This is a genomic window from Rhodococcus sp. KRD162, from assembly GCF_017168335.1.
Classification (GTDB): Bacteria; Actinomycetota; Actinomycetes; order Mycobacteriales; family Mycobacteriaceae; genus Rhodococcoides.
Genome location: NZ_JABFAU010000011.1, coordinates 148,485 through 173,317, shown reverse-complemented (window position 1 = coordinate 173,317; position 24,833 = coordinate 148,485). Strand labels below are relative to the sequence as shown.

26 protein-coding genes and 1 pseudogene are annotated in these 24,833 nt (G+C 64.5%); 14 read left to right on the top strand and 13 right to left on the bottom strand.

Annotated features, from left to right (window positions below):
• Positions 1 to 30: 30 nt before the first annotated feature.
• Positions 31 to 678 carry a TetR/AcrR family transcriptional regulator gene (locus J1M87_RS15355; protein WP_206490244.1) on the bottom strand — a complete coding sequence of 216 codons (648 nt, stop codon included), beginning with the start codon at positions 676 to 678 and terminating at the stop codon, positions 31 to 33.
• A gap of 69 nt (positions 679 to 747) precedes the next feature.
• Here J1M87_RS15355 and J1M87_RS15350 point away from each other — a divergent pair, with 69 nt between their 5' ends.
• The 3 genes from J1M87_RS15350 to J1M87_RS15340 are packed head-to-tail and all read left to right on the top strand — an operon-like array spanning position 748 to position 4,118.
• Positions 748 to 2,319, top strand: a complete 1,572-nt coding sequence (locus J1M87_RS15350) for an NAD(P)/FAD-dependent oxidoreductase (protein WP_206490243.1) — start codon at positions 748 to 750, stop codon at positions 2,317 to 2,319.
• Positions 2,316 to 3,149, top strand: a complete 834-nt coding sequence (locus J1M87_RS15345; protein ID WP_206490242.1) for an SDR family oxidoreductase — start codon at positions 2,316 to 2,318, stop codon at positions 3,147 to 3,149. Before J1M87_RS15350 ends, J1M87_RS15345 begins: the two co-directional genes overlap by 4 nt.
• A gap of 12 nt (positions 3,150 to 3,161) precedes the next feature.
• Positions 3,162 to 4,118, top strand: coding sequence for an alpha/beta hydrolase (locus tag J1M87_RS15340; RefSeq protein ID WP_206490241.1), 957 nt, complete (start codon positions 3,162 to 3,164; stop codon positions 4,116 to 4,118).
• Here the strand turns inward: J1M87_RS15340 and J1M87_RS15335 are convergent.
• On the bottom strand, positions 4,074 to 4,961 hold the full coding sequence (locus tag J1M87_RS15335; protein ID WP_206490240.1) for a glycine betaine ABC transporter substrate-binding protein: 888 nt from the start codon (positions 4,959 to 4,961) through the stop codon (positions 4,074 to 4,076). The two genes, J1M87_RS15340 and J1M87_RS15335, sit on opposite strands and share 45 nt — an antisense overlap.
• 208 nt (positions 4,962 to 5,169) lie before the next feature.
• On the opposite strand from J1M87_RS15335, the gene J1M87_RS15330 reads away from it, so the two are divergent.
• From J1M87_RS15330 to J1M87_RS15315, 4 genes are read left to right on the top strand one after another with little or no spacing between them, the layout of a single operon-like run.
• A complete protein-coding gene (locus J1M87_RS15330; RefSeq protein ID WP_206490239.1) occupies positions 5,170 to 6,144 on the top strand; it encodes an ABC transporter substrate-binding protein in 975 nt (324 codons plus the stop codon).
• Positions 6,144 to 7,295 carry an ABC transporter ATP-binding protein gene (locus J1M87_RS15325; protein WP_206490238.1) on the top strand — a complete coding sequence of 384 codons (1,152 nt, stop codon included), beginning with the start codon at positions 6,144 to 6,146 and terminating at the stop codon, positions 7,293 to 7,295. Before J1M87_RS15330 ends, J1M87_RS15325 begins: the two co-directional genes overlap by 1 nt.
• Complete coding sequence (locus tag J1M87_RS15320) at positions 7,292 to 7,957, top strand: ABC transporter permease (protein ID WP_206490237.1); 666 nt, start codon at positions 7,292 to 7,294, stop codon at positions 7,955 to 7,957. The genes J1M87_RS15325 and J1M87_RS15320 overlap by 4 nt, the downstream gene beginning before the upstream one ends.
• The gene (locus tag J1M87_RS15315) at positions 7,954 to 8,646 is read left to right on the top strand and encodes an ABC transporter permease (protein WP_206490633.1); all 693 of its coding nucleotides are present in this window, start codon (positions 7,954 to 7,956) and stop codon (positions 8,644 to 8,646) included. Before J1M87_RS15320 ends, J1M87_RS15315 begins: the two co-directional genes overlap by 4 nt.
• Before the next feature lie 90 nt (positions 8,647 to 8,736).
• On the opposite strand, the gene J1M87_RS15310 is transcribed toward J1M87_RS15315, so the two are convergent.
• The 4 genes from J1M87_RS15310 to J1M87_RS15295 all read right to left on the bottom strand — a co-directional run bounded on the left by J1M87_RS15310 (position 8,737) and on the right by J1M87_RS15295 (position 11,969).
• On the bottom strand, positions 8,737 to 9,885 hold the full coding sequence (locus J1M87_RS15310; protein WP_206490632.1) for an NADP-dependent malic enzyme: 1,149 nt from the start codon (positions 9,883 to 9,885) through the stop codon (positions 8,737 to 8,739).
• A 352-nt stretch (positions 9,886 to 10,237) separates the two neighbouring features.
• Positions 10,238 to 10,525, bottom strand: a complete 288-nt coding sequence (locus J1M87_RS15305) for a hypothetical protein (RefSeq protein WP_206490236.1) — start codon at positions 10,523 to 10,525, stop codon at positions 10,238 to 10,240.
• Positions 10,522 to 11,136: a MarC family protein gene (locus tag J1M87_RS15300; RefSeq protein WP_206490235.1), complete on the bottom strand. Its 615-nt coding sequence runs from the start codon at positions 11,134 to 11,136 to the stop codon at positions 10,522 to 10,524. Before J1M87_RS15300 ends, J1M87_RS15305 begins: the two co-directional genes overlap by 4 nt.
• A complete protein-coding gene (locus tag J1M87_RS15295) occupies positions 11,133 to 11,969 on the bottom strand; it encodes a PHP domain-containing protein (protein WP_206490234.1) in 837 nt (278 codons plus the stop codon). The genes J1M87_RS15300 and J1M87_RS15295 overlap by 4 nt, the downstream gene beginning before the upstream one ends.
• A gap of 58 nt (positions 11,970 to 12,027) precedes the next feature.
• Here J1M87_RS15295 and J1M87_RS15290 point away from each other — a divergent pair, with 58 nt between their 5' ends.
• Positions 12,028 to 13,116, top strand: a complete 1,089-nt coding sequence (locus tag J1M87_RS15290) for a magnesium and cobalt transport protein CorA (RefSeq protein ID WP_206490233.1) — start codon at positions 12,028 to 12,030, stop codon at positions 13,114 to 13,116.
• Positions 13,117 to 13,257: 141 nt separating this feature from the next.
• Complete coding sequence (locus J1M87_RS15285) at positions 13,258 to 14,229, top strand: triacylglycerol lipase (RefSeq protein ID WP_206490232.1); 972 nt, start codon at positions 13,258 to 13,260, stop codon at positions 14,227 to 14,229.
• A gap of 6 nt (positions 14,230 to 14,235) precedes the next feature.
• Here J1M87_RS15285 and J1M87_RS15280 read toward each other — a convergent pair whose 3' ends face one another.
• Positions 14,236 to 14,829, bottom strand: a complete 594-nt coding sequence (locus J1M87_RS15280; RefSeq protein ID WP_206490231.1) for a suppressor of fused domain protein — start codon at positions 14,827 to 14,829, stop codon at positions 14,236 to 14,238.
• Positions 14,830 to 14,898: 69 nt separating this feature from the next.
• On the opposite strand from J1M87_RS15280, the gene J1M87_RS15275 reads away from it, so the two are divergent.
• Positions 14,899 to 15,615, top strand: coding sequence for a metallophosphoesterase (locus tag J1M87_RS15275; protein WP_206490230.1), 717 nt, complete (start codon positions 14,899 to 14,901; stop codon positions 15,613 to 15,615).
• On the top strand, positions 15,605 to 16,465 hold the full coding sequence (locus J1M87_RS15270; protein ID WP_206490229.1) for a chromosome partitioning protein ParB: 861 nt from the start codon (positions 15,605 to 15,607) through the stop codon (positions 16,463 to 16,465). The genes J1M87_RS15275 and J1M87_RS15270 overlap by 11 nt, the downstream gene beginning before the upstream one ends.
• 92 nt (positions 16,466 to 16,557) lie before the next feature.
• Here J1M87_RS15270 and J1M87_RS15265 read toward each other — a convergent pair whose 3' ends face one another.
• The 6 genes from J1M87_RS15265 to J1M87_RS15240 form a co-directional block, all read right to left on the bottom strand.
• Positions 16,558 to 17,727: an ABC transporter ATP-binding protein gene (locus tag J1M87_RS15265; protein ID WP_206490228.1), complete on the bottom strand. Its 1,170-nt coding sequence runs from the start codon at positions 17,725 to 17,727 to the stop codon at positions 16,558 to 16,560.
• Positions 17,728 to 17,732: 5 nt separating this feature from the next.
• On the bottom strand, positions 17,733 to 18,566 hold the full coding sequence (locus J1M87_RS15260) for a carbohydrate ABC transporter permease (RefSeq protein ID WP_206490227.1): 834 nt from the start codon (positions 18,564 to 18,566) through the stop codon (positions 17,733 to 17,735).
• Positions 18,566 to 19,513, bottom strand: a complete 948-nt coding sequence (locus J1M87_RS15255; protein ID WP_206490226.1) for a carbohydrate ABC transporter permease — start codon at positions 19,511 to 19,513, stop codon at positions 18,566 to 18,568. Before J1M87_RS15255 ends, J1M87_RS15260 begins: the two co-directional genes overlap by 1 nt.
• A complete protein-coding gene (locus tag J1M87_RS15250; RefSeq protein WP_206490225.1) occupies positions 19,510 to 20,832 on the bottom strand; it encodes an extracellular solute-binding protein in 1,323 nt (440 codons plus the stop codon). Before J1M87_RS15250 ends, J1M87_RS15255 begins: the two co-directional genes overlap by 4 nt.
• A 195-nt stretch (positions 20,833 to 21,027) precedes the next feature.
• Positions 21,028 to 21,516, bottom strand: a complete 489-nt coding sequence (locus J1M87_RS15245; RefSeq protein ID WP_206490224.1) for a general stress protein — start codon at positions 21,514 to 21,516, stop codon at positions 21,028 to 21,030.
• Positions 21,517 to 21,585: 69 nt separating this feature from the next.
• Positions 21,586 to 22,542, bottom strand: a complete 957-nt coding sequence (locus tag J1M87_RS15240; protein ID WP_206490223.1) for a CoA ester lyase — start codon at positions 22,540 to 22,542, stop codon at positions 21,586 to 21,588.
• Positions 22,543 to 22,601: 59 nt separating this feature from the next.
• On the opposite strand from J1M87_RS15240, the gene J1M87_RS15235 reads away from it, so the two are divergent.
• The 3 genes and pseudogenes from J1M87_RS15235 to J1M87_RS15225 all read left to right on the top strand — a co-directional run.
• On the top strand, positions 22,602 to 23,876 hold the full coding sequence (locus tag J1M87_RS15235) for a magnesium transporter MgtE N-terminal domain-containing protein (protein WP_206490222.1): 1,275 nt from the start codon (positions 22,602 to 22,604) through the stop codon (positions 23,874 to 23,876).
• Positions 23,877 to 23,896: 20 nt separating this feature from the next.
• Entirely contained in the window at positions 23,897 to 24,427 is a 531-nt protein-coding gene (locus J1M87_RS15230; RefSeq protein WP_206490631.1) for a DUF1003 domain-containing protein, read from the top strand.
• 157 nt (positions 24,428 to 24,584) lie between these two features.
• Positions 24,585 to 24,833 (top strand): annotated as a pseudogene (locus J1M87_RS15225) (murein transglycosylase); the annotation flags it as partial.

Sequence of the window (24,833 nt, the reverse complement as noted above, 5' to 3'; positions counted from 1 at the left end):
GGGGATGCAGGCGGGCGGGGCGCTCAGGTCTCAGGCGTCGGCGTCGGATCCCAGGAGTGCGGAGATCATATTGGGTGCCAGTGCGACGGCGGGCAGCGCGTTGACGTTCAGGTCGATCAGCTCGTCGCGGGTGATCTGCGGATCCCGGAGCCAGGTGATAGTGGCCTCTTCCACGAAGGCGATCCAGCCACGAACGGCGAGGTCGATGGTGGGGGTGACCTCCATGTCGAGGCCCGCGAGTTGGACGAGGGTGCGGTCGGCCATGGCGGTGCGGGTCTGCTCGAACACCTCTCGCATCTGGGGGTCTCCGCTGGCCGTGCCGCGGAGCAGGGAGATGAAGGTGTCGCGCTTCTCGCTGACGTAATCGACGTAGTTGGCGATGGAATCGCGGAGGATCTCGAAGGGTTCGAGATCGGGATCAGGGGCTGTTCTCTCGATCATCGACCGGGATGCTTCGCGGACTATTTCGAGGTGAAAGTCCTGCTTGGAGGCGAAGTAGTGGAAGAGCAGGCCTCGTGAGACGCCCGCTTGATCGGCGATGTCCTCGACGGAGATCTGTTCGAGGGGTCGGTCGGCGAGCATCTCGGTGCCGAGTTCGATCAGCTGCGCTCGTCGTTGTTGCGGGCTGAGCCTGGTCCGCTTCGTCGTCGATACTCCTGCATGGTTCACATCCGCCATGCAATCATCCTATTGAATAGTAGTCAATAACTATTGACTCACACTCAATAAGCTCCTATTCTGCTCTACATGAGTCTTCCCGTAACAGATACTTCGGACCGTGCAACGACGCCGCGTCACGTCGATACGCTGATCATCGGCAGCGGATTCGCCGGCCTCGGTGCCGCGATCAAGCTGACGAAGGCAGGCAAGAAGGACTTCGTCGTCATCGAACGCGGCCACGACGTGGGCGGCACCTGGCGCGACAACACCTACCCCGGCGCGGCCTGCGACGTACCGTCCCATCTGTACTCCTACTCGTTCGCTCTGAATCCGGATTGGACGCGCTCGTTCTCCACACAGCCCGAGATTCAGAAATACATCGCCGGCGTGGCACGCAAGTACGGCGTGATGGACAAGCACGTGTTCGGGACGGACGTGACATCGGCGCGCTGGAATGCCGGAACCAGTCGCTGGGACGTCGAGACCACCAGCGGCAACTACACCGCCAAGATCGTCGTCTCCGCCGTCGGCGCATTGTGTGAGCCGAACCTGCCCGATATCAAGGGAATTCACGACTTCGAGGGCGACGTCTTCCACTCCGCACAGTGGAATCACGACATCTCGCTCGCAGGTAAGCGGGTTGCCGTCATCGGCACCGGTGCGTCGTCGATTCAAATCGTGCCTGCCATCGCAGGCCAGGTGGAGCATCTGGACGTGTACCAGCGCACGGCCCCGTGGGTCCTCCCCCGCGCCGATCGCCCGTACACCAAGCTCGAGCGCTTCGCCTTCAAGCATGTTCCCGGTTTCCAGCGACTGTCCCGCGCCGGCATCTACGCACTGCGCGAGACGCAGGTCGTCGGACTGGCCAAGGCCCCGGCATTCATGAAGCCGTTGCAGTGGGCGTCGGAGAACCACCTGCGCACCCAGATCAAGGACAAGACTCTGCGCGCCAAGGTCACCCCGAATTTCAGGATCGGCTGCAAGCGCATGCTGATCTCCAACACGTACTACCCGGCGCTGGCCCAGAGCAACGTCGAACTCGTCACCGACGGCATCGCCGAGATTCGGGCCGGATCCATCGTGACCAAAGACGGCACCGAGCGCCCCATCGACGCACTCGTCGTCGCCACCGGCTTCCACGTCACCGACTCCCCCGCCTACCACGGCATCACCGGCAAGGACGGCCGCACTCTGGCCGAGACCTTCGACGAACACGGCCAACAGGGCTACAAGGGGGCGGCGGTGGCCAACTTCCCCAACATGTTCTTCCTGGTGGGACCCAATACGGGCCTGGGCCATACCTCGATGGTCTTCATGATCGAATCGCAGATCAACTACCTGGTCGACGCATTGAACACCATCGACAAGCACGATATCGGCACCATCGAGGTGCGCAAGGACGTGCAGGACGACTACAACACCACCCTGCAGGACCAGCTGTCCAAGAGCGTCTGGATGAACGGCGGGTGCGCCAGCTGGTACCTCGACAAGCACGGCAACAACACCACGCTGTGGCCGGGCTTCACGTTCGAGTTCCGCCGCCAAACGAAGAAGTTCGATCTCGATGCGTACCGTAGCGTCGCAACCGCAGATCTGCCCTCCGCACCGTCGGCGCACAGTTCCGCCGACCACAACACAGACAAGGTGACCTCTCGATGAGCGCATTCACAGGCAAAGTAGCCGTCGTCACCGGCGCAGGCTCGGGAATCGGCCGCGCACTGGCCCTCGAACTGGCCGGACGCGGAGCGAAGCTGGCACTGTCCGATGTCGACACCGCCGGACTGGACGAGACGGTGCGCCGGGTCGAAGCACTGGGAGCCGAGGTCAAGTCGGACTTCCTCGACGTGTCCCAGCGTGAGACGGTGCTGGACTACGCAGACGCCGTGGTTGCGCATTTCGGCAGGGTCAACCAGATTTACAACAACGCGGGCATCGCCTATCACGGTGACGTCGACAAATCCTCGTTCAAGGACATCGAACGCATCGTCGACGTCGATTTCTGGGGAGTGGTCAACGGCACCAAGGCCTTCCTGCCGCACATCCAGGCCTCGGGCGACGGCCACATCATCAACATCTCCAGCCTGTTCGGTCTGCTGGCGATCCCCTCGCAGTCCGCGTACAACGCGGCAAAGTTCGCCGTACGTGGTTTCAGCGAGTCCCTGCGCATCGAGATGCTGATCTCCAAGGCTCCGGTGAAGGTCACCGTGGTGCATCCCGGCGGCATCAAGACCGCCATCGCCCGCAACGCCACCGTCGCCGAGAACTACGACCAGGCCGATTTCGCCAAGTTCTTCGACACCAAGCTCGCCAAGACCACCCCGATCGATGCCGCCAAGACCATTCTCAAGGGTGTCGAGAAAGGAAAGGGTCGAGTCCTCATCGGCTCCGACGCCATCGCACTGGATCTGTTGCAGCGGATCACCGGTTCGCGGTACCAAGGCCTGATCGCCGCGGTGTCCAAGCGCGCGCTGCCGCGCACGAAGAAGTAGGCGGTACCGCAGGTGAAGTCCTTCTACGTACCGCTACCGATCGTCGCGGCGGCACTGAAGCCGTTCTACCGGGTTGCCCTGAACCCACGGTTGTCGTTTCGGATGCAACGCCGCATCCTCGAAGCCGGGGCACCGTTGCAGACGCTTCCGCACGGAACCGTCGCGCAGAAACTGACGTTGGCAGGACGACGGGCCGAGCGCATCACCGTCGGCGCGACCGAACGCGATACCGCGATCTTGTACCTGCACGGTGGCGCGTACACGATCGGATCGATCAATACGCACCGCTCGCTGGCTGCGCACCTGGCCAGGGAGTCGGCCAGTGCCGTGTACGTGCTCGACTACCGATTGGCACCGGAGAATCCGTACCCGGCAGGTTTGGACGACGCCGTCGCGGCATTTCGGGAGCTCGTGCGACTGCACGGCTTCCCGGCGCAACGCATCGCCATCGCCGGTGACTCCGCGGGCGGCGGCCTGACCGTTGCCACCGCGCGGCGCCTGGTGGACGACGGAACCAGCCCGGCGGCCCTCGGTCTGATCTCGCCATGGATCGATCCAGGAGCGCGCGATGCAGCCAAGGACCGCGACCTGGTGGTCAACACGGGATGGTCGTACAGCTCGGCCGAGGCTTATCTCGGGTCCGGTGACCCGCTCGACCAGGGTTTCGCACCGTTGTTGGGCAACTTGGACGGATTGCCGCCGACGGTGATGCACGTGGGCACCTCCGAGGTGCTGTACCCGCAGATCACCGCATTCGCGGACAAACTTCGCCTCTCGGGGGTCGAACTGGAACACGTCGAATACAAGAAACTCTGGCACGTGGCCCACCTGCAGGCATCGATCCTGCGTGAGGCCGCCCATGCCGTCCAGCACATGGGCGGCTACCTCGGCCGCAAAGTCAGATCAGGGCAGCAGAACCACCCGTCACAGGGTGTGCTCACCGAGCCAACGGCCAGCGACATCGCCTGACGGCACACCACTGCGGACCTCGCCGATCATGTCGGCGAGGTCCGCAGTGGTCAGCTCCCCCGCCACCATCGAGAACGACCGCAGAGCGCTCTCGCTCAGCAGCCCGTTGCGGTAGAGCGGCACCACGTTCTGCGCCGGGTACACGTGATCCTCGTCGGGCAACGTGGTGAGATCCTTCGCCAGTGGGCCGAACGAGGCGGTGCGAATAGCGAGTGCAGCCACCGCCCCGGAATTCAGCTCGTCGACCGCGAACTGTGCGTCCGGATACACCATGAACTCCGAGAAGCTGGCCCCAGTGAAGGTGGGCTCCGATCGCGGAAGGATATTCACCACATCCAGGGGGTCTACTTCGCCCTCTACCGTCCCGATGGTCGCCTCCTCACTGAAGACGAGGTCGCGGGGTGTGTCTGCCGACGTCGATCCCGACGCCACCGCTATGGCGATCCGATCCTCGGCCGTCGCGTAATCCCCCACCGACAGGCCGGAAGGCAGTGATCGGTTCAGTTCCGTGTACACGTCCTCGGCCTCGGTTGCGTCGGACAGAGTGTCGAAGGTGCGCAGCAGCTCTCCGGTCAGGTCGGGAACCATCGTCACCTCACCGCGGTCCAGCGCTGCGAGGTAGTCGGCACGATCGCCCAGGTCTTCCTTCACCTCGACGTCCACTCCCGTCGACCGCAGGCCACCGGCGTAGATCTGCGCGAGCAAGCGGGAGAGGTCCGAACTGCCGGATCCGACGACGGGCGTAGCTACGGGGTCGGTCGACGTGGCCGCACTACAGCCGCCGAGCAATCCGGCGATCGAGATCACCGCAACCGCGGCCAGAACCGAGGAACGCACTGTCATTTTCTCCTGTTCACAGCGTGCACGGGTTTACCGATCTCGGCAGCGGGGCACAGATGCGAACGAGACGGTAATCGAACCAACCTTATGGGCTCGGCGATTTCGACTACCATCCCGAGCAGCCCGAGTCCTGATTCTTCCGATCCGCCCGCCGTGCGGTGGTGATCGGCGGAGATGGGTAGGACTGTGCCCGAACCGATGGAAGGACACCATGACCACCTCCCGAATCACGCGTGCGTTCTCCGCTCCGAGGGCCGTGGCAGCCGTTGCCGCACTCGCTCTCTCGGTCACCGCCTTGACCGCTTGCGGCGGAAATTCGGACCCGCTCTCGAGCGGTGGCGGCGAGAGCAACGACGACACCAACTCCATCATCATCGGTTCGGCCAACTTCCCCGAGTCGGAAACGGTGGCGAACATCTATGCCGAGGCACTGCGCGCCAACGGCTTCGATGTGAGCACCAAGCTCAACATCGGCAGCCGCGAGGCGTACATCCCCGCCCTCCGGGACGGGTCGATCGATCTGATCCCCGATTACACCGGCAACCTGCTGCAGTACTTGGATCAGTCCGCTACCGCCACGTCCTCCGCGGATGTGCTCGCGGCACTGCCTGCCGCCCTCGGTGACGATCTCACCGTGACCGAGCCCGCCCCAGGCGAGGACAAGGACGCCGTCGTCGTCACTCGCTCGACTGCGACCGAACGCAACCTCACCACCATCGGCGATCTCGCGCCGTTCTCGTCCGAGGTGACCTTCGCGGGCACGCCCGAGTTCCAGGAACGCGTCGGCGGCCTGCCAGGGCTCGCGGCCAAGTACAACCTCGACATCCCGGCAGGCAATTACGTGCCGATCTCGGACGGGGGTGGACCGGCCACGGTCGAGGCACTCGTCTCGGGCCAGGTCGTCGCTGCGGACATCTTCACCACTTCGCCTGCGATCGCACAGAACGACCTGGTGGTCCTCGAGGACCCGGAGAACAACTTCGCCGCCCAGAATGTCATCCCGGTGCTGCGGACGGCCAAGCAGTCGGACAAGCTCACCCAGGTTCTCGATGCGGTCTCGGCGCAGATCACCACCGACGAGCTGATCGCACTGAACACCTCGGTGTCCGGTGACGAGAAAGCCGAGCCGGCGGCTGCCGCGGCAGCATGGGTCAAGGACAAGGGCCTGGACCAGCCGGTCAGCTGATGATCACATTCGAGCAGGTCAACAAGACGTATCCGGACAACACCACGGCCGTCGACTCCCTGGACCTGGTGATCGAACCACACTCGTTCACCGTGTTCGTGGGGCCGTCCGGCTGTGGAAAGACCACGTCGATGCGGATGATCAACCGCATGATCACGCCCACGTCCGGGGTGATCACGGTCGACGGGCGCAATATCGCCGATACCGACGCGGTGAAGCTGCGGCGCGGCATCGGCTACGTCATCCAGAGTGCAGGACTGTTGCCGCACCGCACCGTCGTCGACAACGTCGCGACGGTTCCGGTGCTCAACGGACAGTCCCGCCGCGCGGCGCGTAAGGCCGCACTCGAGGTACTCGAACGCGTCGGCCTCGACCCGGCCCTCGCCGCTCGCTATCCAGCGCAACTGTCCGGCGGACAGCAGCAACGGGTCGGGGTGGCACGGGCGCTGGCCGCCGACCCACCGATTCTGTTGATGGACGAGCCGTTCAGCGCAGTCGATCCGGTGGTGCGGGAAGACCTGCAGACCGAGATGCTGCGGCTGCAGGACGAGCTGAAGAAGACCATCGTGTTCGTCACCCACGACATCGACGAGGCCGTACGGCTCGGCGATCACATCGCGGTCTTCGGGCCGCACGGTCGACTGCAGCAGTACGACACACCCGAGACCGTCCTGGCGGCCCCGGCGACGCCGTTCGTCGCGTCCTTCGTCGGTCGCGATCGCGGTTATCGAGGTCTGTCGTTCCGATCGGCGCAGTCGGTGACGCTGCATCCGATCGAGACGGCCACCGAAGACGAGGTCCGCGGACTTCGGTTGAGCCAGGGACAATGGGTGCTCGTCGTCGATTCGGAGCGGCGTCCACTCGGCTGGGTCGACCCGACCGGAGTCGAGAAAGTGCGCGCCGGCCTGAGCACCGACGAGAGCACCGCGGCGGGCGGGTCCTTGTTCCTCGAGGGCGGAGATCTGCGTCAAGCACTCGACTCGGCGATCTCATCACCGTCCGGTATCGGCGTCGCGGTCGACGCCTCGGGCGCGGCCGTCGGTAGCGTCGACGGTGCCGAAATCCTCGAAAACCTTGCCGCCCAGCGTAAGGCGGAAGACGAGGAGCGCAATCGGCACCATTTCATCGCTGCACGGGACGACGAACAGTGACCTGGCTGTTCGACAACTTCGATGTCGTTCTCGGCTACACGAAAACACACCTGTATCTCTCACTAGTCCCGCTGCTCATCGGGTTGCTGATCGCGGTCCCCGTCGGCACGCTCATCCGGAACAGGCGCTGGATCCGCCGAATCACGTTGACGGTGGCCAGCATTGCGTTCACTCTTCCGTCGCTGGCACTGTTCGTGACCATCCCCGCGGTGGTCGGCCTCCCGGTACTCGATCCGCTCAATGTGGTGATCGCCCTGACGGTGTACTCCACGGCACTGCTGATCCGTGCGGTGCCCGAGGCGCTCGATTCGGTGCCGTTCGCCGTGGTCGACTCGGCCGAGGCGATGGGTTTTTCGTCACTGCGACGGGCGGTGACCGTCGAGCTACCGTTGGCTCTTCCGGTGCTGATAGCCAACATTCGCGTCGTGACGGTCACCAACATCTCGTTGGTCTCGGTCGGGTCGGTGATCGGAATCGGTGGTCTCGGGCAGCTCTTCACACAGGGCTATCAACGTGATTATCCGGATCAGATCTTCGCGGGCATCATCTCGATCGTGTTCCTGGCGTTGATATTCGACGCGGCGCTGTATCTGCTGGGCCGTCGACTCACCCCGTGGACCCGGCCGAACTCGACATCGCCGACGAAGAAGGCGCGCACATGAACCTGTTCTCGGAGGCGTTCTCGTACATCGTCGACGGTGCCAATTGGGCCGGTCCGACGGGCATCGGCGCGCGCGTGGTCGAGCACATGTGGTACTCCCTGCTCGCCGTGCTGCTCTCTGCTGCGATCGCGGTACCCATCGGTCTGCTCATCGGTCACCTGAGGCGCGGCGAGGCCGTGGTGGTCGGACTCGTCAATGCGCTCCGGTCCCTGCCCACCCTGGGCATCCTGGTGTTTCTGGTTCTGGTGATCGGATTGGGGCTGATGCCGCCGATCATTGCGCTGATCCTGCTCGGCATTCCGCCCCTGTTGGCAGGCACGTACTCCGGCATCGCGAACGTCGATGCGAACGTGGTCGACGCCGCCCGCGCCATGGGCATGACCGAGACCCAGGTATTGCTCCGGGTGGAGATCCCCAACGCGATGCCGCTCATTCTCGGCGGCCTACGCAATACGACGCTGCAGATCATCGCCACGGCGACCATCGCGGCGTACGTCAACCTCGGCGGACTCGGCAGATACATCTTCGACGGTCTCGCGCTGTACGACTACGTCCGAGTTCTGGTCGGCGCGATCCTGGTGGCCGTGCTGACCCTCGTCGTCGACGGCCTGCTTGCGCTCGCGGTGTGGGCATCCGTTCCCGGCACCGGTCGCCTGCACCGGACTCCCGCCGGGCCGGCCCAGGCCTGATCCCGCCCGTCTGTTGCTGCTCGACAGCGAAAGACACCGGCGAACCACGGCCCTCGTAGGGCCGGGTTCGCCGGTGTTTCCTCCGTTTTCCTACGCGACGCCCTCGGCTCGCGCTGCTGCCGCAACTGCGTCCGCAACGGCCGGGGCGACACGAGGATCGAGTGGGCTCGGGACGATTTTGTCCGCAGCCAACTCGTCGCCGAGCACCGAGAGGATTGCCTCGGCAGCGGCGAGCTTCATGCCTTCGGTGATACGGCGAGCGCCCGCGTCGAGCGCACCCTTGAACACACCGGGAAAGGCGAGAACATTGTTGATCTGGTTCGGGAAGTCGCTTCGTCCGGTGGCGACGATGGCGGCGTACTTCCCTGCCACCTCCGGATGGATCTCCGGATCCGGGTTGGACAAGGCGAACACGATGGCCTGCGATGCCATCGAGGCGATGTAGCTCTCGTCGACGGTGCCAGCGGACAGACCGAGGAATACGTCGGCCTCGGCCAACGCGTCGCCAGGTCCTCCGCTGACCCCACGTGGATTGGTGCGGGCCGCCAGATCGGCTTTGACGTCACCGAGGTCGCTGCGCCCCGCCGAGATGACCCCCTTGGAATCGAGCACCACCACATCGGAGATTCCGGCGGCCAGCAGAATGTTGGTGCACGCCACCCCCGCAGCGCCGGCACCGGACACGACCACCCGCAGCCCCGACAGAGCGCGCCCCTGCACCCGGGCCGCTCCGGTGAGCGCGGCCAGGACGACGATCGCCGTGCCGTGCTGGTCATCGTGCATCACCGGGCAGTCGAGGGCATCGATGACGCGTCGTTCGATCTCGAAGCACCGCGGTGCCGAGATGTCTTCGAGATTGACGGCCCCGAAGCTGTGCCGCAGCCGCACGATGGTCTCGACGATCTCGTCGGAGTCGTGGGTATCGAGCACGATCGGAATGGAGTCGAGACCTGCGAATTTCTTGAACAGTGCGGCCTTGCCCTCCATCACCGGCAACGACGCCCGGGGGCCGATATCGCCGAGGCCGAGCACTGCGGAACCGTCGGAGACGACGGCCACGAGGCGGTCGGTCCAGGTGTATCGCTTCGCGAGCGTCGGATCGGCGGCAATGGCACGGCTGACCTGGGCAACCCCCGGGGTGTACGCGATGGACAGATCCCGCTGGGTCTCGAGCGGTGCCGCCAGTTGGACCGACAGCTTGCCGCCGAGATGCCCGGCGAAAATCTCCTCGTCGGTGATTGCTGTCGGTTCTGCCGACGCTGTGGTTGCTGCTGCGGTGTTCTCGACTGCCGTCACGGTGAAAGCTCCTCACACGCTCGACCTCGACCGGCAAGGCGACGCGTGTCAACGAAAATGAGTGGTCTGGGTGATGAGGGCTGCCGGAGTGCGCCAGTGCTGGCTGCAGACTGCCGAGAGCGTGTCTCGCGCGTGAGGCGGGTGGCCTGCACGATCGGCGATGGGCTGTAGCCCTGTCGGTGCCTCAGTGTGCCACATCGCCGGTTCACCCGACCACAGAGTCAGAAACGGATCGGTCTCGGTTCCGCTACGGACGCCACCGCGCGCTTTGCCACATCTATTGCCGCCACTGTGCCTATTGCCACCATTGTGTCCACAGGACGAGTCCGGAAACGCCGAAGACCACGATCGCGCCGAGCACTGCAGCCGACCCACGCCGGTGGTCGACCACGCGCTGCGCGAGGACGACGACAACCGCGGCGAGGACATGAGCGGCAACCGAGAGGGCACCGGGACCGGGAAAGCCGCGAGAGTGGCCGAGATACTGCGTGACCGCCACACAGATCGCGAGCACCACCAGCCCGGCCGTGACGACACCACACACTCCGCGCAGGAACCGAAGTCCCACACCTGCCCCGGTCATCCTCCGGCCACGAATCCGCGGACCGACTCCGCAATCAGTTGCACCGCGATGGCGGCCAGCAACAAGCCCGCGATGCGTGCCAGCAACGAAATTCCACCTTCACCCAGCAACCGAATCAGCACCGTCGAGAAGCGCAGCACGAGGTAGAACAGTACGTGGATGGTGATGATGCCCGACGCGATCGCCAGCAGCGAACCGACCTGCCCGTCTGCCTGACTGACGTAGACGATCACTGCAGCAATGGCACCGGGGCCCGCCATCAACGGAGTACCCAGTGGCACCAGGGCCACGTTGACGTCCTCCGCAGCAGTGTCACCGCCCGCGCCTTTTCCGGTGAGCAACGACAACGCGATGAGCAGAAGCAGCAACCCGCCCGCGCCCTGCAGTGCCGGAATGCCGATATGCAGGTAGCTCAGTATTGCCTGGCCACCGATCGCGAATACCGAGATGACGGTGAGCGAGACCGCGGGGGCCTGCCATGCCGCCTTGTTGCGGGCCTCCTTGCTCTGGCGGCCGACCAGAGACAGGAATACCGGGATGGCTCCCGGTGGATCCATGATGACGAACAGGGTGATCAACACCGTCAGATACAGCGTCACGTCGAAGGTCATGGGCGTGCCGCCGCAACGATCCGGTCGTATTGCTCGGGAGAAGTGGTGTATTCACCCAGCTCGACCGTCTTGTTGGTCCCGTGATAATCCGAGGAACCGGTGACGATCAGGTCCAGCTCCGCGGCCAGCTCGGCCATCACCGTCGTGTCCTGCACCGAGTGATCCATGTGATGGACCTCGACGCCACCCAGCCCGAGCGCGGCGAGTTCGCGAACGTGGTCCAGATCGAGGATGCGGCCACGAGAGCGTGCCCTGGCATGGGCGAGCACGCTGACCCCGCCTGCTGCCGAGATCATCTGCACCGCGAGCTCGAGCGGAGTATCGAGTTTCTCCACGTAGTACGGCCCATCGGTGGCCAACGGACCGGCGAACGCGGCATCCATGTTCGATACGTATCCGGCATCGATCAACGCGCGGCCCAGGTGCGGTCGTCCGGCAGCCTCTCCGGCCGAGGCCAGCACCGAATCCGGGTCGATCGGCAGACCGTCGGCCGCCATCTTCTCGGCAATGGCACGCAACCGCGTCACCCGTTCACCGCGTAGTCGTGCGCGCTCCTGCGCGAACGCCTCGTCTTCGGGGTCGAACAGGTACGCGAGCAGGTGCACCGACACCGGCTCACCGTCCTCGCCACGTCCGGTGCACGAGAGCTCCATACCGCGCACGAGGGTCAGGCCGGACGGCACCGCCGCGGCCGCCTCGTCCCATCCCGAGGTGGTGTCGTGATCGGTCAGGGCCACCACCGACAGACCCGCTGCCGAGGCGGCGCGGACCAGCTCGGCGGGGCTGTCGGTACCGTCGGACGCCGTCGAGTGAGTGTGAAGGTCGATGCGCACCTTCGACAGTGTTCCAGGCCCACTCTCTCGTCGTTTTGCTGGCGTACGATTGCCCGCCATGCCGTCCCTTCCCCCTCGGCCGTCGCTCCCGTCACTGCACAGACGAGGATCCAAGGCCGATCACGATCCGGCCCCACGAATCCCGGTGCCCACCGCCCGCGCGATCGTCGACTGCGCGGTGTACGTCGACGGGGCCAGATTGCCCGGCAGGTTCACGCACACCTCGGCTATCGCCGAGGTACGAGCACGCGGCGAAGGGTTCGTGTGGGTCGGTCTGCACGCACCCGACGATCATCAGATGAACGCGATCGCCCAGTGCTACGGGCTGCACGAGTTGATGGTCGAGGACACCGTGCACGCGCACCAACGCCCCAAGCTCGAGCGCTACGACGACGTCGCGTTCCTCGTACTGCGAACGGTGAAATACGTCGAACACGAGTCGGTGACGACCGCCAACGAAATCGTCGAGAGCGGCGAGATCATGGTGATGGTCGGCCGCGAGTTCGTCATCACGGTCCGGCACGGCGAGCATTCGGGACTGGCAGGGGTTCGGCACCGCCTCGAATCGAACCCGGAACAGCTCGCGCTCGGTCCGTCGGCGGTGCTGCACGCGGTGGCCGACCACGTCGTCGACGAGTATCTGGCGGTGACCGACTCGATCGAGCGGGACGTCGACAGCATGGAAGAGGAGGTGTTCTCGCCCGATCACCACGTGCCGATCGAGAACATCTACCTGCTCAAGCGAGAGGTCGTCGAGCTACGTCGTTCGGTGACGCCCCTGTCGACGCCGTTGGCGAGGCTGGTCCAGGAACCGAGCGTCCCCAAGGCCGTGCGGCGTTACCTGCGCGACGTACAGGACCACCACACGACGGTCGCCGAGCGGATCTCCGAGTACGACGAGGTGCTGAGCTCACTGGTCGACGCAGCGCTGGCCCGCGTGACGATGCAGCAGAACTTGGACATGCGCAAGATCTCGGCGTGGGTGGCGATCGCCGCCGTGCCCACGATGGTCGCGGGCATCTACGGGATGAACTTCGACAATATGCCCGAATTACATTGGCGGTACGGCTATTACATGATCGCCGCGATCGTCGCGTGTGTGTGCATCGCACTGTGGCGGACATTCCACAAGAACGATTGGCTCTAGCGACCACAGTCGACGGCTTGGACCTCGTCCAACAAATCCACACGGTTGTCGGTAATTGCACCGACCGTCTCCTGGCGGTCGGCCCGCCGGTTCGCCCCGGATGAGACTGCAGAGATCTGCAGGCCCGTCCGGAAGGCATCGATGAAGATCCGCACACCGATACTGGCATCGATCGTCGCCATCGTCTGCACGTACGCACCGGGCGCTGCCTCGGCCCAGCCTGTTCTCTCGATGGCCGATACCGGACCCGAGCTCACCGTCCCGCACGCCGATCTCGATCGCGCACTGACCTGCACCACCGATCTGCAGGACGCCACCCGCGACCCGGTCCTGCTGACTCCGGCATTCGCCACCGATCAGCAGTCGTTCGGCTGGAACTACCTACAGTCCCTTCCCGCCATCGGCATCCCGGTATGCAGCCTGTCGTTCCCGGACGAGGGCTACGGAGACCTGCAGATCTCGGCGCAGTACGTGGTGCATGCCGTTCGGACGATGGCCGCCGCCAGTGGCCGCAAGGTGGTCATGATGGGTCACCAGCACGGCCCCCTGGACGAACTGTGGGCCCTGACGTTCTGGCCGGACCTGCCTGCGCTGGTGTCGGATTTCATCTCGCTCGCCACCCCGTACAACGGCACCGATTCGGCCCGAAACGGGTGCGACGACGCCGAGAAGTGCCCGCCTGCCAACTGGCAGATCGCCGCCGGGTCGCGGTTCCTCACAGCACTGGCCGCACGCCCGCTGCCGCAGGGGCCCAGCTACACCTCGATCTTCACGCGATTCGACGAACTGATCTATCCGCAGCCTCGGGCGAGCACCCTCGCCGGAGCCGCGAACATCGCCGTGCAGGACATATGTCCGCTGCGGCCGGTCGAGCACTTCACCATTCTCGGCGACAATGTTGCCTTCAACATCGTCCTCGACGCACTCGATCACGATGGACCCGCGGTCCGGGAACGTATTTCGCACAATCTGTGCTTCACGTTCAGCATGCCGAACGTGCGCTCCTCCGCGGAATCAGCGAAGAACGGCGTGAAATTCCTGCTTCAGGTGCCCCGGCATTTCCTGCACGACTCCGTGGACAGCGAGCCGGAGTTGGCGTCCTACGCGCAGTGAGAACGGTCAGAGACTGGCTGCCGACCGGTTGGGATCGCGGACGTCGATCCCTGCCTCGGTCCAGGCCTCGCGTAGTGCGTCCGCCCCGCGTAGCCGTACCCAGGCGGCCTCTGTGCCGGTCAGGGGCACAGCCGCGAGAAAACGAACGGGATCGTAGGGCTCGGGCAGCGTCAGGTCGTCGATATCGCTCGCACCGAGCAACACCGCGGTGAACGGCGCATTCGCCCAGAGTGGTTCACCCAGGTCGAGCAGCGCGTCCTCCACCAGTACGACGCCCTCCACCGCAGGTGAAGCGGCCAGCACGGCCAGGCTCTTGTGCACGCCCGACGCCACACCTGCCCCACCGGTGAGGGTCAACACCAGTTCGGCTCGGGGACCACGCGAGGGGTCGGCGACGAGTTCGTTGGGGTCGGCCATGGGGTGCCGAGAACAGCCGAGACTGACGTACCGGACCACATCGGAGTCCGCGCCGAATCTCAGCACGTCCAGCGGCTCGAGGCCGAGGAACGTCACCGAGGCCGAGGACGGCTCCGCGTCGCCGGTCTCGGTCGTCAGATGTGCGCGTACCGCTGCAATGACACTGTCGCTCACCTGACCCATCCAACACCACCGTGCCCGAGAAGTCCGTTCGGAGGTACCACCCCACCGGAGATGGGTACCGTCGTACCCGTGGTCTCCGTTCTCGCTGTCGCCGACGAAACGATCGAATTTCTGTGGAGTCCGCAGGTGAAGTCGCTGGGCGTCGACCTGATTCTCGGTGCAGGCGATCTGCCGTTCGACTACCTCGAGTACCTCACCGACGCGTTGAACGCGCCCTGTGTCTTCGTTCCCGGCAATCACGACGCGGACCTCAGCGGCTACTCGGCCGGCCGAGCCGGATGGATGCGTGCCGGGCTCCCCACCACGTGGCCCGGTCCTGTCGGTGCCGTCAATGCCGATCGCCGCATCGTCACCGTGGCGGATCTGCGCATCGCCGGTCTCGGCGGATCGATCCGCTACAACGGTGGGCCGAATCAGTGGACTCAGCGGCAGCAGCGCCGCAGGGCCCGCACCCTCACTCGCACGTACGCATGGCACCAGAATGTTCGCAAGGATGCGCGCCCGCTGGACATACTGCTCACGCACAGTCCGCCGCTCGGCGTCGGTGACGACACCGACCCCGCACACATCGGATTCGACTGTCTCGACGAGGTGACGCGTCGACTCTCGCCACAGTTGTTGTTGCACGGCCATATTCATCCACACGGTGCAACCCCGGACGATCTGACCCTGCATGGGGCCGCGGTGATCAACACCGTCGGATACACCCTGTTCGAGATCGAACCCGGCAGCCGTGCAACACAATTCAATGCACCGAAGATCGTGAGGCGCAGACATGGCACGTGACACCGGTTTTCCTGCCGCCGATGCGGAGAACGACTTCACCCGCCAGCGCAGGCGGGCCGACGTCGCCCGCCTGGTCGGCTGGCTTCGGCGTCAACCCGACGACGTCAACACCATCCTGCCGTTCGACGAGGTGGTCGCTGCCCTGGGCAAGGTGGGCGAGCGTCACCTCGGTCTGCAGGTCATCCGCGTCGAGACCATCGTCGGCAGTGTCGATCGCACACGCGATTTCGATCGCTTCTTCCGGCCGACGTCGGCGCGCATCCGCGAACGCTGGCAGCGACTCGCTGCCGCTCAGCGCCGCGGTGAGGCGATGCCGCCGATCCAGGTGTACCGCATCGGCGGCATGCATTTCGTCGTCGACGGCCACCACCGGGTGTCCATCGCGTTCGCCATGCACCGTACGTCGATCGATGCCGTGGTCACCGAGATCATCACACGCATCTCACCCGAGGGCATCACCCGACGCGGCGACCTGCTGATCAAGGATCATCGGCGCATCTTCCTCAGTCGGGTGCCGCTGGTGGGCCGGGCGCGCGAGGCCGTCCAGGTCACCGATCCCTTCGACTACGCCCAGCTCAGCGAATCGGTGGAAGCCTGGGGATTCCGGTTGATGCAGGAGGTCGGCGAGTTCGTCGACCGCGGTACCGTTGCGCGGCGTTGGTTCGGCGAGGAGTACCTGCCGGTGGTACGCATGGTGCGCGCGGCCGAGATCCTCGAGGACCGCACCGACGCCGAGGCATACCTCTGGATGAGCCGGGAACGCTACCGTCTTGTGCGCGAGCACGTCTGGAACGACGAAATCGTCAGCGAGTTGCGCCAGCAGGCGCTGAGAAAAGCTCCTCGGCAGTGACGGCGGGCGGCCGCCCACGGGATCTGCGTGGCGCACCAGGTGAGCGGAACCTCGTCTACGACCACGAAGTTCCGCTCACCTGAGCGTGGCGCTCAGATCGTCAGATTGGTGCCCGATGCCTGGTCGAACACCGCCACCTTCGCGGGATCGAACCACAGTTCCACCTGACCGCCCTCGGCGGCCTTGGACTCCGCCGCCAGACGCGCGACCACCTGTGCGCCACCGAGATCGGTGATACCGGCGTCGGCCGCGAGTTCCTGAAGCTCACTGGATTCGACTCGTGCGCCCTCGAGAGTGAAGTAGACGTACTTGTCGCTGCCCATCGATTCGAGCACATCCACCGTCGCAGTGAAGGTGGCCCCGCTCATCTTCTGGTACCCGTCGATCAACGCTGCGTCCTCGAAGTGCTCGGGGCGAATTCCCACGACCACCTCGCGGCCCGGGTTCTTGGCCTTGATCGAATCCATCCGCTCGAGCGGAATGTCGATCTCACCGAGTGCAGTCGACACTCCGTTCGAGGTGAGCTGTCCGGGAATGAAATTCATCGACGGCGATCCGATGAAGCCGCCGACGAACAGGTTTCGCGGCTTGTCGTAGAGCTCCTGCGGGGAACCGATCTGCTGCACCAACCCGCCGCGCAGCACCACGACGCGATCGCCGAGCGTCATCGCCTCGGTCTGATCATGCGTGACGTAGACGGTGGTGGTGCCGAGCCGCTTCTGCAGCCGCGAGATCTCCGCGCGCGTCTGCACACGCAGCTTGGCGTCGAGGTTGGACAGCGGCTCGTCCATCAGGAACGCCTTGGGTGTGCGAACGATTGCGCGGCCCATGGCAACTCGCTGCCGCTGACCACCGGAGAGGTTCGCCGGCTTGCGATCCAGATGCTGGCTGAGGTCGAGGATCTTGGCTGCCTCTTCGACCTTGCCGTTGATCTCGGACTTCGAGAGCTTGGCCAGTGTCAGCGGGAAGGCGATGTTCTGTCGCACCGTCATGTGCGGATACAGCGCGTAGGACTGGAACACCATGGCGATGTCGCGGTCCTTCGGTGCCCGCTCGTTGACCCGCTCCCCCGCGATCCGCAGCTCGCCGGAGGAGATGTCCTCGAGGCCGGCGATCATGTTGAGAGTGGTCGACTTTCCGCAGCCGGACGGGCCGACCAAGATGATGAACTCGCCGTCGGCGATGGTGATGTCGACGTCGCTGACCGCAGCCGCGCCGTCGGGGTAGAGCTTGGTGACTTTGTCGAGAACGATTTCGGCCATGACGGTTATCCCTTCACTGCGCCGGACGTCAAGCCCGCCACGATACGTCGTTGGAAGAAGAGCACGAAAATGATGATCGGGATCGTGATGACGACGGCCGCCGCCGCGATCGACCCTGTGGGCTCCTCGAACTGAGAGCTACCGGTGAACTGCGAGATGGCCGCCGGAACAGTGATGGAGCGCTCCGTCGCCGTCAACGAGATGGCGAGAAGCAGGTCGTTCCAGGCGAAGATGAACACCAGGATCGAGGCAGTGACGATGCCCGGTGCTGCCAGCGGAGCGATCACCTTGCGGAACGCCTGAGCAGGTGTTGCGCCGTCCATCTTCGCTGCCTTTTCGAGCTCCCACGGAATCTCGCGGAAGAACGCCGAGAGGGTGTAGATCGCCAACGGCAAGGCGAAGGTGATGTACGGAATGATCAGCCCCGGCCAGGTATCGAACAGCCCCAGCTTGCGGGAGATGTCGAACAGCGGTGTCACCAGGGAGATCTGCGGGAACATCGCGATGAGCAGCGCGGCCCCGACGAGCAGTTTCTTTCCCGGAAAATCCAGACGAGCCACCGCGTATGCGGCCATCGTGCCGACCACCACGGCGATCGCGGTGGTGATCAACCCGATTCCGATCGAGTTCACCAATGCCGAGGTGAATTGATTGGTCGAGAAGATGCCCTTGTAGTTGTCGAAGGTGATCGACGACGGAATGAACTTGCCGTCGGCGATGGTGGCCGTCGACTTGAACGACAGACTGATGATCCACAGCAGCGGGATGAGTGCGTAGAGCAGGACGAGGACGTTGACGACCGTCCAGCCGACCTTCTTGCGAGGCGTAACAGTGGTCATTACTTGCGGCCTCCATCGTCGGATCCCGGTGCCGAGGCACCGAACAACTTGATGAACACGAACGCGATGATCGCGACACAGAAGAAGATCAGGATGCTGATTGCGGACCCGAGACCGAGATTGAACGCACCGAACAGGTTGTCGTAACCGAGAATCGACACCGATCCGGTCTCGTTGCTACCTCGGGTGAGCACGTAGATGTTGTCGAAGATCCGGAATGCGTCCAGCGTGCGGAAGAGCACCGCGACGAGAATCGCCGGCTTCATCAACGGGATGGTGATGCGCATCAGCCTGGTCCATCCACCTGCTCCGTCGACCTCGGCCGCCTTGAGCAGATCATCGGGCACCAACGCCAAACCTGCCAGCAGCAGCAACGCCATGAACGGCGTCGTCTTCCACACCTCGGCCAGAACGACGATGGCCAGGGACGGGAACTGCTCGGTGAGCGGAGCACTACCGTCGGGCAACAGATTCGCGAGATATCCCGTACCGGGTGTCCACGCGTAGTACCAGCTGTATGCCGCGGCGACGGTCACGATGCCGTACGGGATGAGCACAACGGTGCGCACCAGTCCGCGGCCGAAGATGGTGCGGTGCATGACCAGAGCCACCGCAAGACCGAGGACGAACTCGATGATCACCGAGATGATCGTGATGCCCGCCGTCACGCTGAACGCCGTCCACCAGTAGCCGTCGGACAGCACCGTCACGTAGTTGGAGATGCCGACGAATTCGCGGTCCTCGGGAAACGCGAGGTTGTATTTCTGCAGGCTCAGCCAGAACGCGTAGACGATCGGATAGCCGGTGACAGCGAGCATCAGGATCGCTGCGGGTGCGACGAGCAACAGCCCCAGGCGACGTTCGGCCTTCTTGCCGTCGGAGATGTTCTTCAGCGCTGCTTGTCTGTCGAGAGCCTTCGGCTGCGGCTCGGCCGTGTGCGCACTCATGGAATCAACCCTTCGGAATTGACGGCCTTGGTGACCAGATCTGCGAGCTTGTCCACGTCGGCTACCGGATCGATGTTCTGGGGCGGGTTGAGCGCATCGGTCAACAGAATCGAAATGCTTTGGTAGGCAGGCGATACGGGCCGCACTGCCGCCGATTCGATGGAACCGAGCACGCCCTCCCATGCGGGATAGACAGCCTGGAAATCGGGATCGTCGTAGAGACTTGCGAGAACCGGCGGTACACCACCGTTGACGGCGTTGTTGCGCTGATTCTGCTCATTGGTCAGGCATGCCACCGCATCCCAGGCCAGATCCTCGTGTTGGGTGGTCTTCGCGACCCCGATGTTGAATCCGCCGATGGTGACCTTCGCGGGCTCACCCGGAATCACCTCCGGATACGGAGCACTACGAAAGACCTCGGCAATGCGCGCATCCTGCTGGTCGGCGGGCACTCCGGACAGGTCCAGGAACGACACCCCACCGGCCTGCGCGTTCTCTTTCAGACCGGGCAACACGAACGGGTAGTTGACCTGGAAGGCCATCCGCCCCGCTTCCATCCCGAGCCGGGCAGTTCCCTCGTCGCTCTGCGAGATCGACGGATCGTGGCCGTCGGCCGTGGCCACCCGCTTGATGATCTCGAGTGCCTTCTCGGTGGCCGCGCGATGCTCGGGGGTGTCGTTCAGCGTGACCGTCTTTCCGTCCTCGGCGACGACCGACCCGCCGGCGCTTTCGAGCAACGTGTTGAACCAGACCATGAAGCCCTCGTACTGCTTGGCCTGAACCCCGATCTCCGCGGGCCTGCCCGCCGCGGCGTTGGCCTCGGCCACGTCGATCAACTCATCCCAGGTCTGCGGCGGTGTGCCTCCCGGAACCTCGTCCGGTCGGTACCAGAGCAGCTGCGTGTTGGAGTTGAGGGGAACCGCATAGAGCTGGTCTTTCCATTCCGCAGTGGCGAGGGGGCCTTCCAGGGTGGAGCCGTCGCGCAGTTTCGCGGACAGATCGGCAGGGACGGGCAATGCCCAGCCGGCTTCGGCGAATTCGGCGGTCCACACCACATCGAGTGTCATCAGATCGAGCGTCTGGTCGTTTCCGGCGAGACGCCGCGCGAGCTGGAGCCGCTGATCGTTGGCGCTCTTGGGGAGGGTCCGCTGCTCCACGCGGTATCGACCGTTCGAGGCGTCCGAGCACACCTGTGCCGCAGCGGCGTACTGCTCTGCGCCGTCTGCGGCAGTGTAGAAACTGAGAACGGGAATCGAACTGTCCGACGAACCACACGCTGCGAGCAACGGACTCGTCACCAGAGCCGCTGCCGCCAACACCCCTATCCTCGTTGCTTTTCCACGCCTACGACCGCGATGTCTCGGCACTTTTCGCCTCCGTACGTTCAGTTACTCGCGCAGCACTTGTGTCGGCACTGCCGTGCACGAAAGAAACGTAACCGAACTCACTGGAATCGAGGGCGATTTGGGGCTATTCCGTTATCTGTCGGTTGCCTGGGCGTCCAATTGTTGTGATCAGATCGACAGCTTGGCGAGTAGGTCGCGCGCTTTCTCGGCGGTTCGCGGCTCGCAGAGGACGTCGTATCGACCCGCAACCAACTGCATGCTCGACGCGAAATCTCGCTGACCCTTGGTTGCCGCGTACGGAATCGATGCCGAGATCAGCCCGAAGATGATGCCGCCGCCGACACCGATGAGCAGCGCTCCGAAGATGTTCTCGCTGAAGATGCCGAGCACAAGACCGAGGAATACACCCAGCCACGCTCCCGAAACAATGCCTCCGCCAATGACTTTCGGCCACGTGAGGCGGCCGAGAACGCGCTCGACCTGCATCAGGTCGACGCCGACGATCGTGACGTCCTGCACCGAGAACTCTTCGTCGGAGAGATAGTCGACGGCGCGCTGCGCCTCGGCGTAGGTGGGGTACGAACCGATGGGCCACCCGGAAGGCGGCGTCGGCAGTCCCTGCCCCGAGCGGCCGGACTGTGAGAGGGGATTGGTCATATCTCCATTGTGCCCCGAAACGGACAACCGTCACAGCCACTGCAGCGTTTCATTACGCGCGACGCAACGTCAGGACACGGGCGGCGTGAAGGTCGTCGTGCGCGTCATCCCGGCAGCACGACCCTTCGCCGAGACCACGAGCGCCATCTTGCGGCTCGCCTCGTCGATCATCTCGTCGCCGAGCATCACCGCGCCGCGGCCACCGCCCGCCGCGGAGGTATGAAACGCGTACGCGTCGAGAATCATCTCGGCCTTGTCGTAATCGTCCTGTCGGGGCGCGAAGATCTCGTTGGCGGCCTCGATCTGCGTCGGATGCAGCACCCACTTGCCGTCGAAGCCGAGCCCGGCAGTGCGGCCCGCCGCCCGACGGAACGCGTCGAGATCGCGAATCTGCAGGTAGGGGCCGTCGATCGCTTGAAGTCCATGGGTCCGCGCCGCAAGCAGAATGGTCATCAGGATGTGGTGATAGGCGTCGCCGGTGTCGTACCCCACCGGCTGCTCGCCGACGACGAGGGTGCGCATGTTGACACTTGCCATCAGGTCCGCCGGACCGAACACCAGGGTCTGCACTCGCGGGCTAGCGGTCGCGATCTCGTCGATGTTGCGCAGGCTGCGCGCGCTCTCGATCTGCGGCTCGATCCCGATCGCACCGACGTCGAGCCCGTGGGTGCGCTCGAGTTGCGACAGCAACAGATCCAACGCCTGCACGTGTGCCGCACACTCGACCTTCGGCAGCAGGATCGCATCCAGCGCGCGGCCCGCACCCGAGACGACGTCGATGACATCGCCGTACGTCCATTGCGTCGTCCAGTCGTTGACACGAACAACCTTGAGTTGACCACCCCAGCCGTCGGAGTTCAGGGCATCGACGATGCGCGCGCGGGCCTCCACTTTCGCGATGGGAGCCACGGCGTCTTCGAGATCGAGGAAAATCGCGTCGGCAGGCAGCCCCTTGGCCTTGGCGATCATCTTGTCCGAACTGCCCGGAACGGCCAACACCGATCGCCGAAGGCCCGAAGCACTCACTGCAGCACAACCCCTGTCTGATTCAGTCTCTTCCTTGCCGAGCCTCTAACCTTGCCATCATGGCAGCACTGAGCAAGGTATTCGCGGCCAGGCTCGCCGGCCTGGGTGTATTGGGCCCCGACGGCGAATCGATCGGCCGGGTTCGCGACGTGGTGGTCTCGATGCGCGTCGGCAGAGCGCAACCCAGAGTGCTGGGGTTGGTGGTCGAATTGGCAACTCGACGAAGAATTTTCGTGCCGATGCTTCGCGTGACCAGTATCGAGCCCAACTCTGTTCAACTCACCACCGGCAACGTCAGTTTGCGTCGATTCACCCAGCGCGCGAACGAGATCCTGGTGTTCGCTCAGATCCTCGACTCCAAGGTGCGCGTCGACGACCCCGAGCTCGACGAGCTGCACGAGGTCGACTCGGTCGTCGTGGACCTCGGCATCGAGCTGACCCGAACCCGCGACTGGGTGGTCGCGCGCGTGGCGGTCCGCAAACAACGTCAGCGCCTGGCCCGGCGCGGTGCCATCCACGTGGTGGACTGGCAACACGTACAGGGGCTCACCCAGAACGAGCTCTCGTTGCCCGATCAGGGTGTGGCGCAGCTGCTGATGCAGTTCGAGGATCTACGCGCCGCCGACGTGGCGAACGCGATGCGTGAGCTGCCCGTCAAACGCCGGATGGAAGTGGCGAGGGCACTCGACGACGAGCGCCTCGCCGACGTCGTTCAGGAGCTACCCGACGACGATCAGGTGGAGTTGATGCACTACCTCGGCGTCGATCGCGGTGCCGACGTGCTCGAAGCCATGGATCCCGACGACGCCGCCGACTTGCTGGGCGAGCTACCCGAGACCGAGGCGGAATCGCTTCTGCGACTGATGGATCCGGAGGACTCCGCGCCTGTCCGTCGACTGCTCGAGCACTCCCCCGATACCGCGGGCGGTCTGATGACGCCGGAGCCTGTCGTGCTCAACGCGTCGACGACGGTGGCCGAGGCGCTGGCGCGGGTGCGTAACCCCGATCTGACCCCTGCGCTCGCCTCGCTGGTGTTCGTGGTGCGGCCACCGACTGCGACGCCGACCGGGCCGTACCTCGGCTGCGTTCATCTACAACAATTGCTTCGAGAACCCCCGGCCAGTCTGGTCGGCGGCGTGGTGGACAGCGCGTTGCCGCGGTTGTCCCCGGAGGACAGCCTCACTGCCGTGACGCGATACTTCGCGACGTACAACCTCGTCTGCGGCCCGGTGGTCGACGACGAGGATCACCTGGTCGGGGCAGTGACCGTGGACGACGTCCTCGATCACCTACTGCCCGAGGACTGGCGAGATCAGGAAGTGGCCGGACAGTGAAAGAAACAGCACGCCAGAGAATGGACACCCCGCGCGGATCGCGGATGTTCAATGTCAATCTCGATTTCGATCTCGGCAAGTCGGGTGAGAAGGCAGCCCGATTTCTCGGCACCGGACGCTATCTGGCGATTCAGACCGCCATCGTGGTGGTCTGGATCTTCCTCAATGTCGTCGCCGTCAATCTGCGCTGGGATCCGTATCCCTTCATTCTGCTCAACCTGGCGTTCTCGACCCAGGCCGCATACGCCGCGCCGTTGATCCTGCTGGCGCAGAACCGTCAGGACGACCGCGACCGCGTCTCCCTGGAGGAGGACCGCTCCCGTGCGCAGCAGACGAAGGCGGACACCGAATTCCTCGCACGCGAGCTGGCAGCATTGCGCATCGCCGTCGGTGAAGTCGCCACCCGTGACTATCTGCGCCGCGAACTCGACGACATCAAGGCACTACTGGAAACGGTGGCGGGTCAGCCCCCGAGTACTCCGAAGAAGGCCCGCAAGAAGGCTGCTGCACGGCTGGCAGAGGACGGGAACTCGGACATCGACGTGCCGTAGTCCGATCGCCGTCCACGGCTGATAACGGCCCGATAACAGAACAGTCTCGAATCAGGTACCCTCGATCCCGGTCATCAGGTCGGGCCCCGGACGAGTCCCGGGGATATCAGGAGGTACAGCTCGCGTGGGTCGTCACAGAAAAGCATCGAATTCCAAGATGCGACGGAATTCGGTGATTGCTCTGGCCGGGCTCGTCCCCGCAGGACTTGTCACCGCAGCTACCAGCGCCGGAGCTGCAGAATACATTCCGTTCGTCAGCGCCAAGACCTCGCCCGCCGCACAGGAATCGAACTCCGTGGTCGAAACTCCGGAACCGATCGCCCAGGATCGTCCGGCGCAGCCGGTGGCCGAGGCCGAGCTTCCGGTACCGGCTCCGGTCCCCGAACCCGCCCCGGCTCCTGAGATC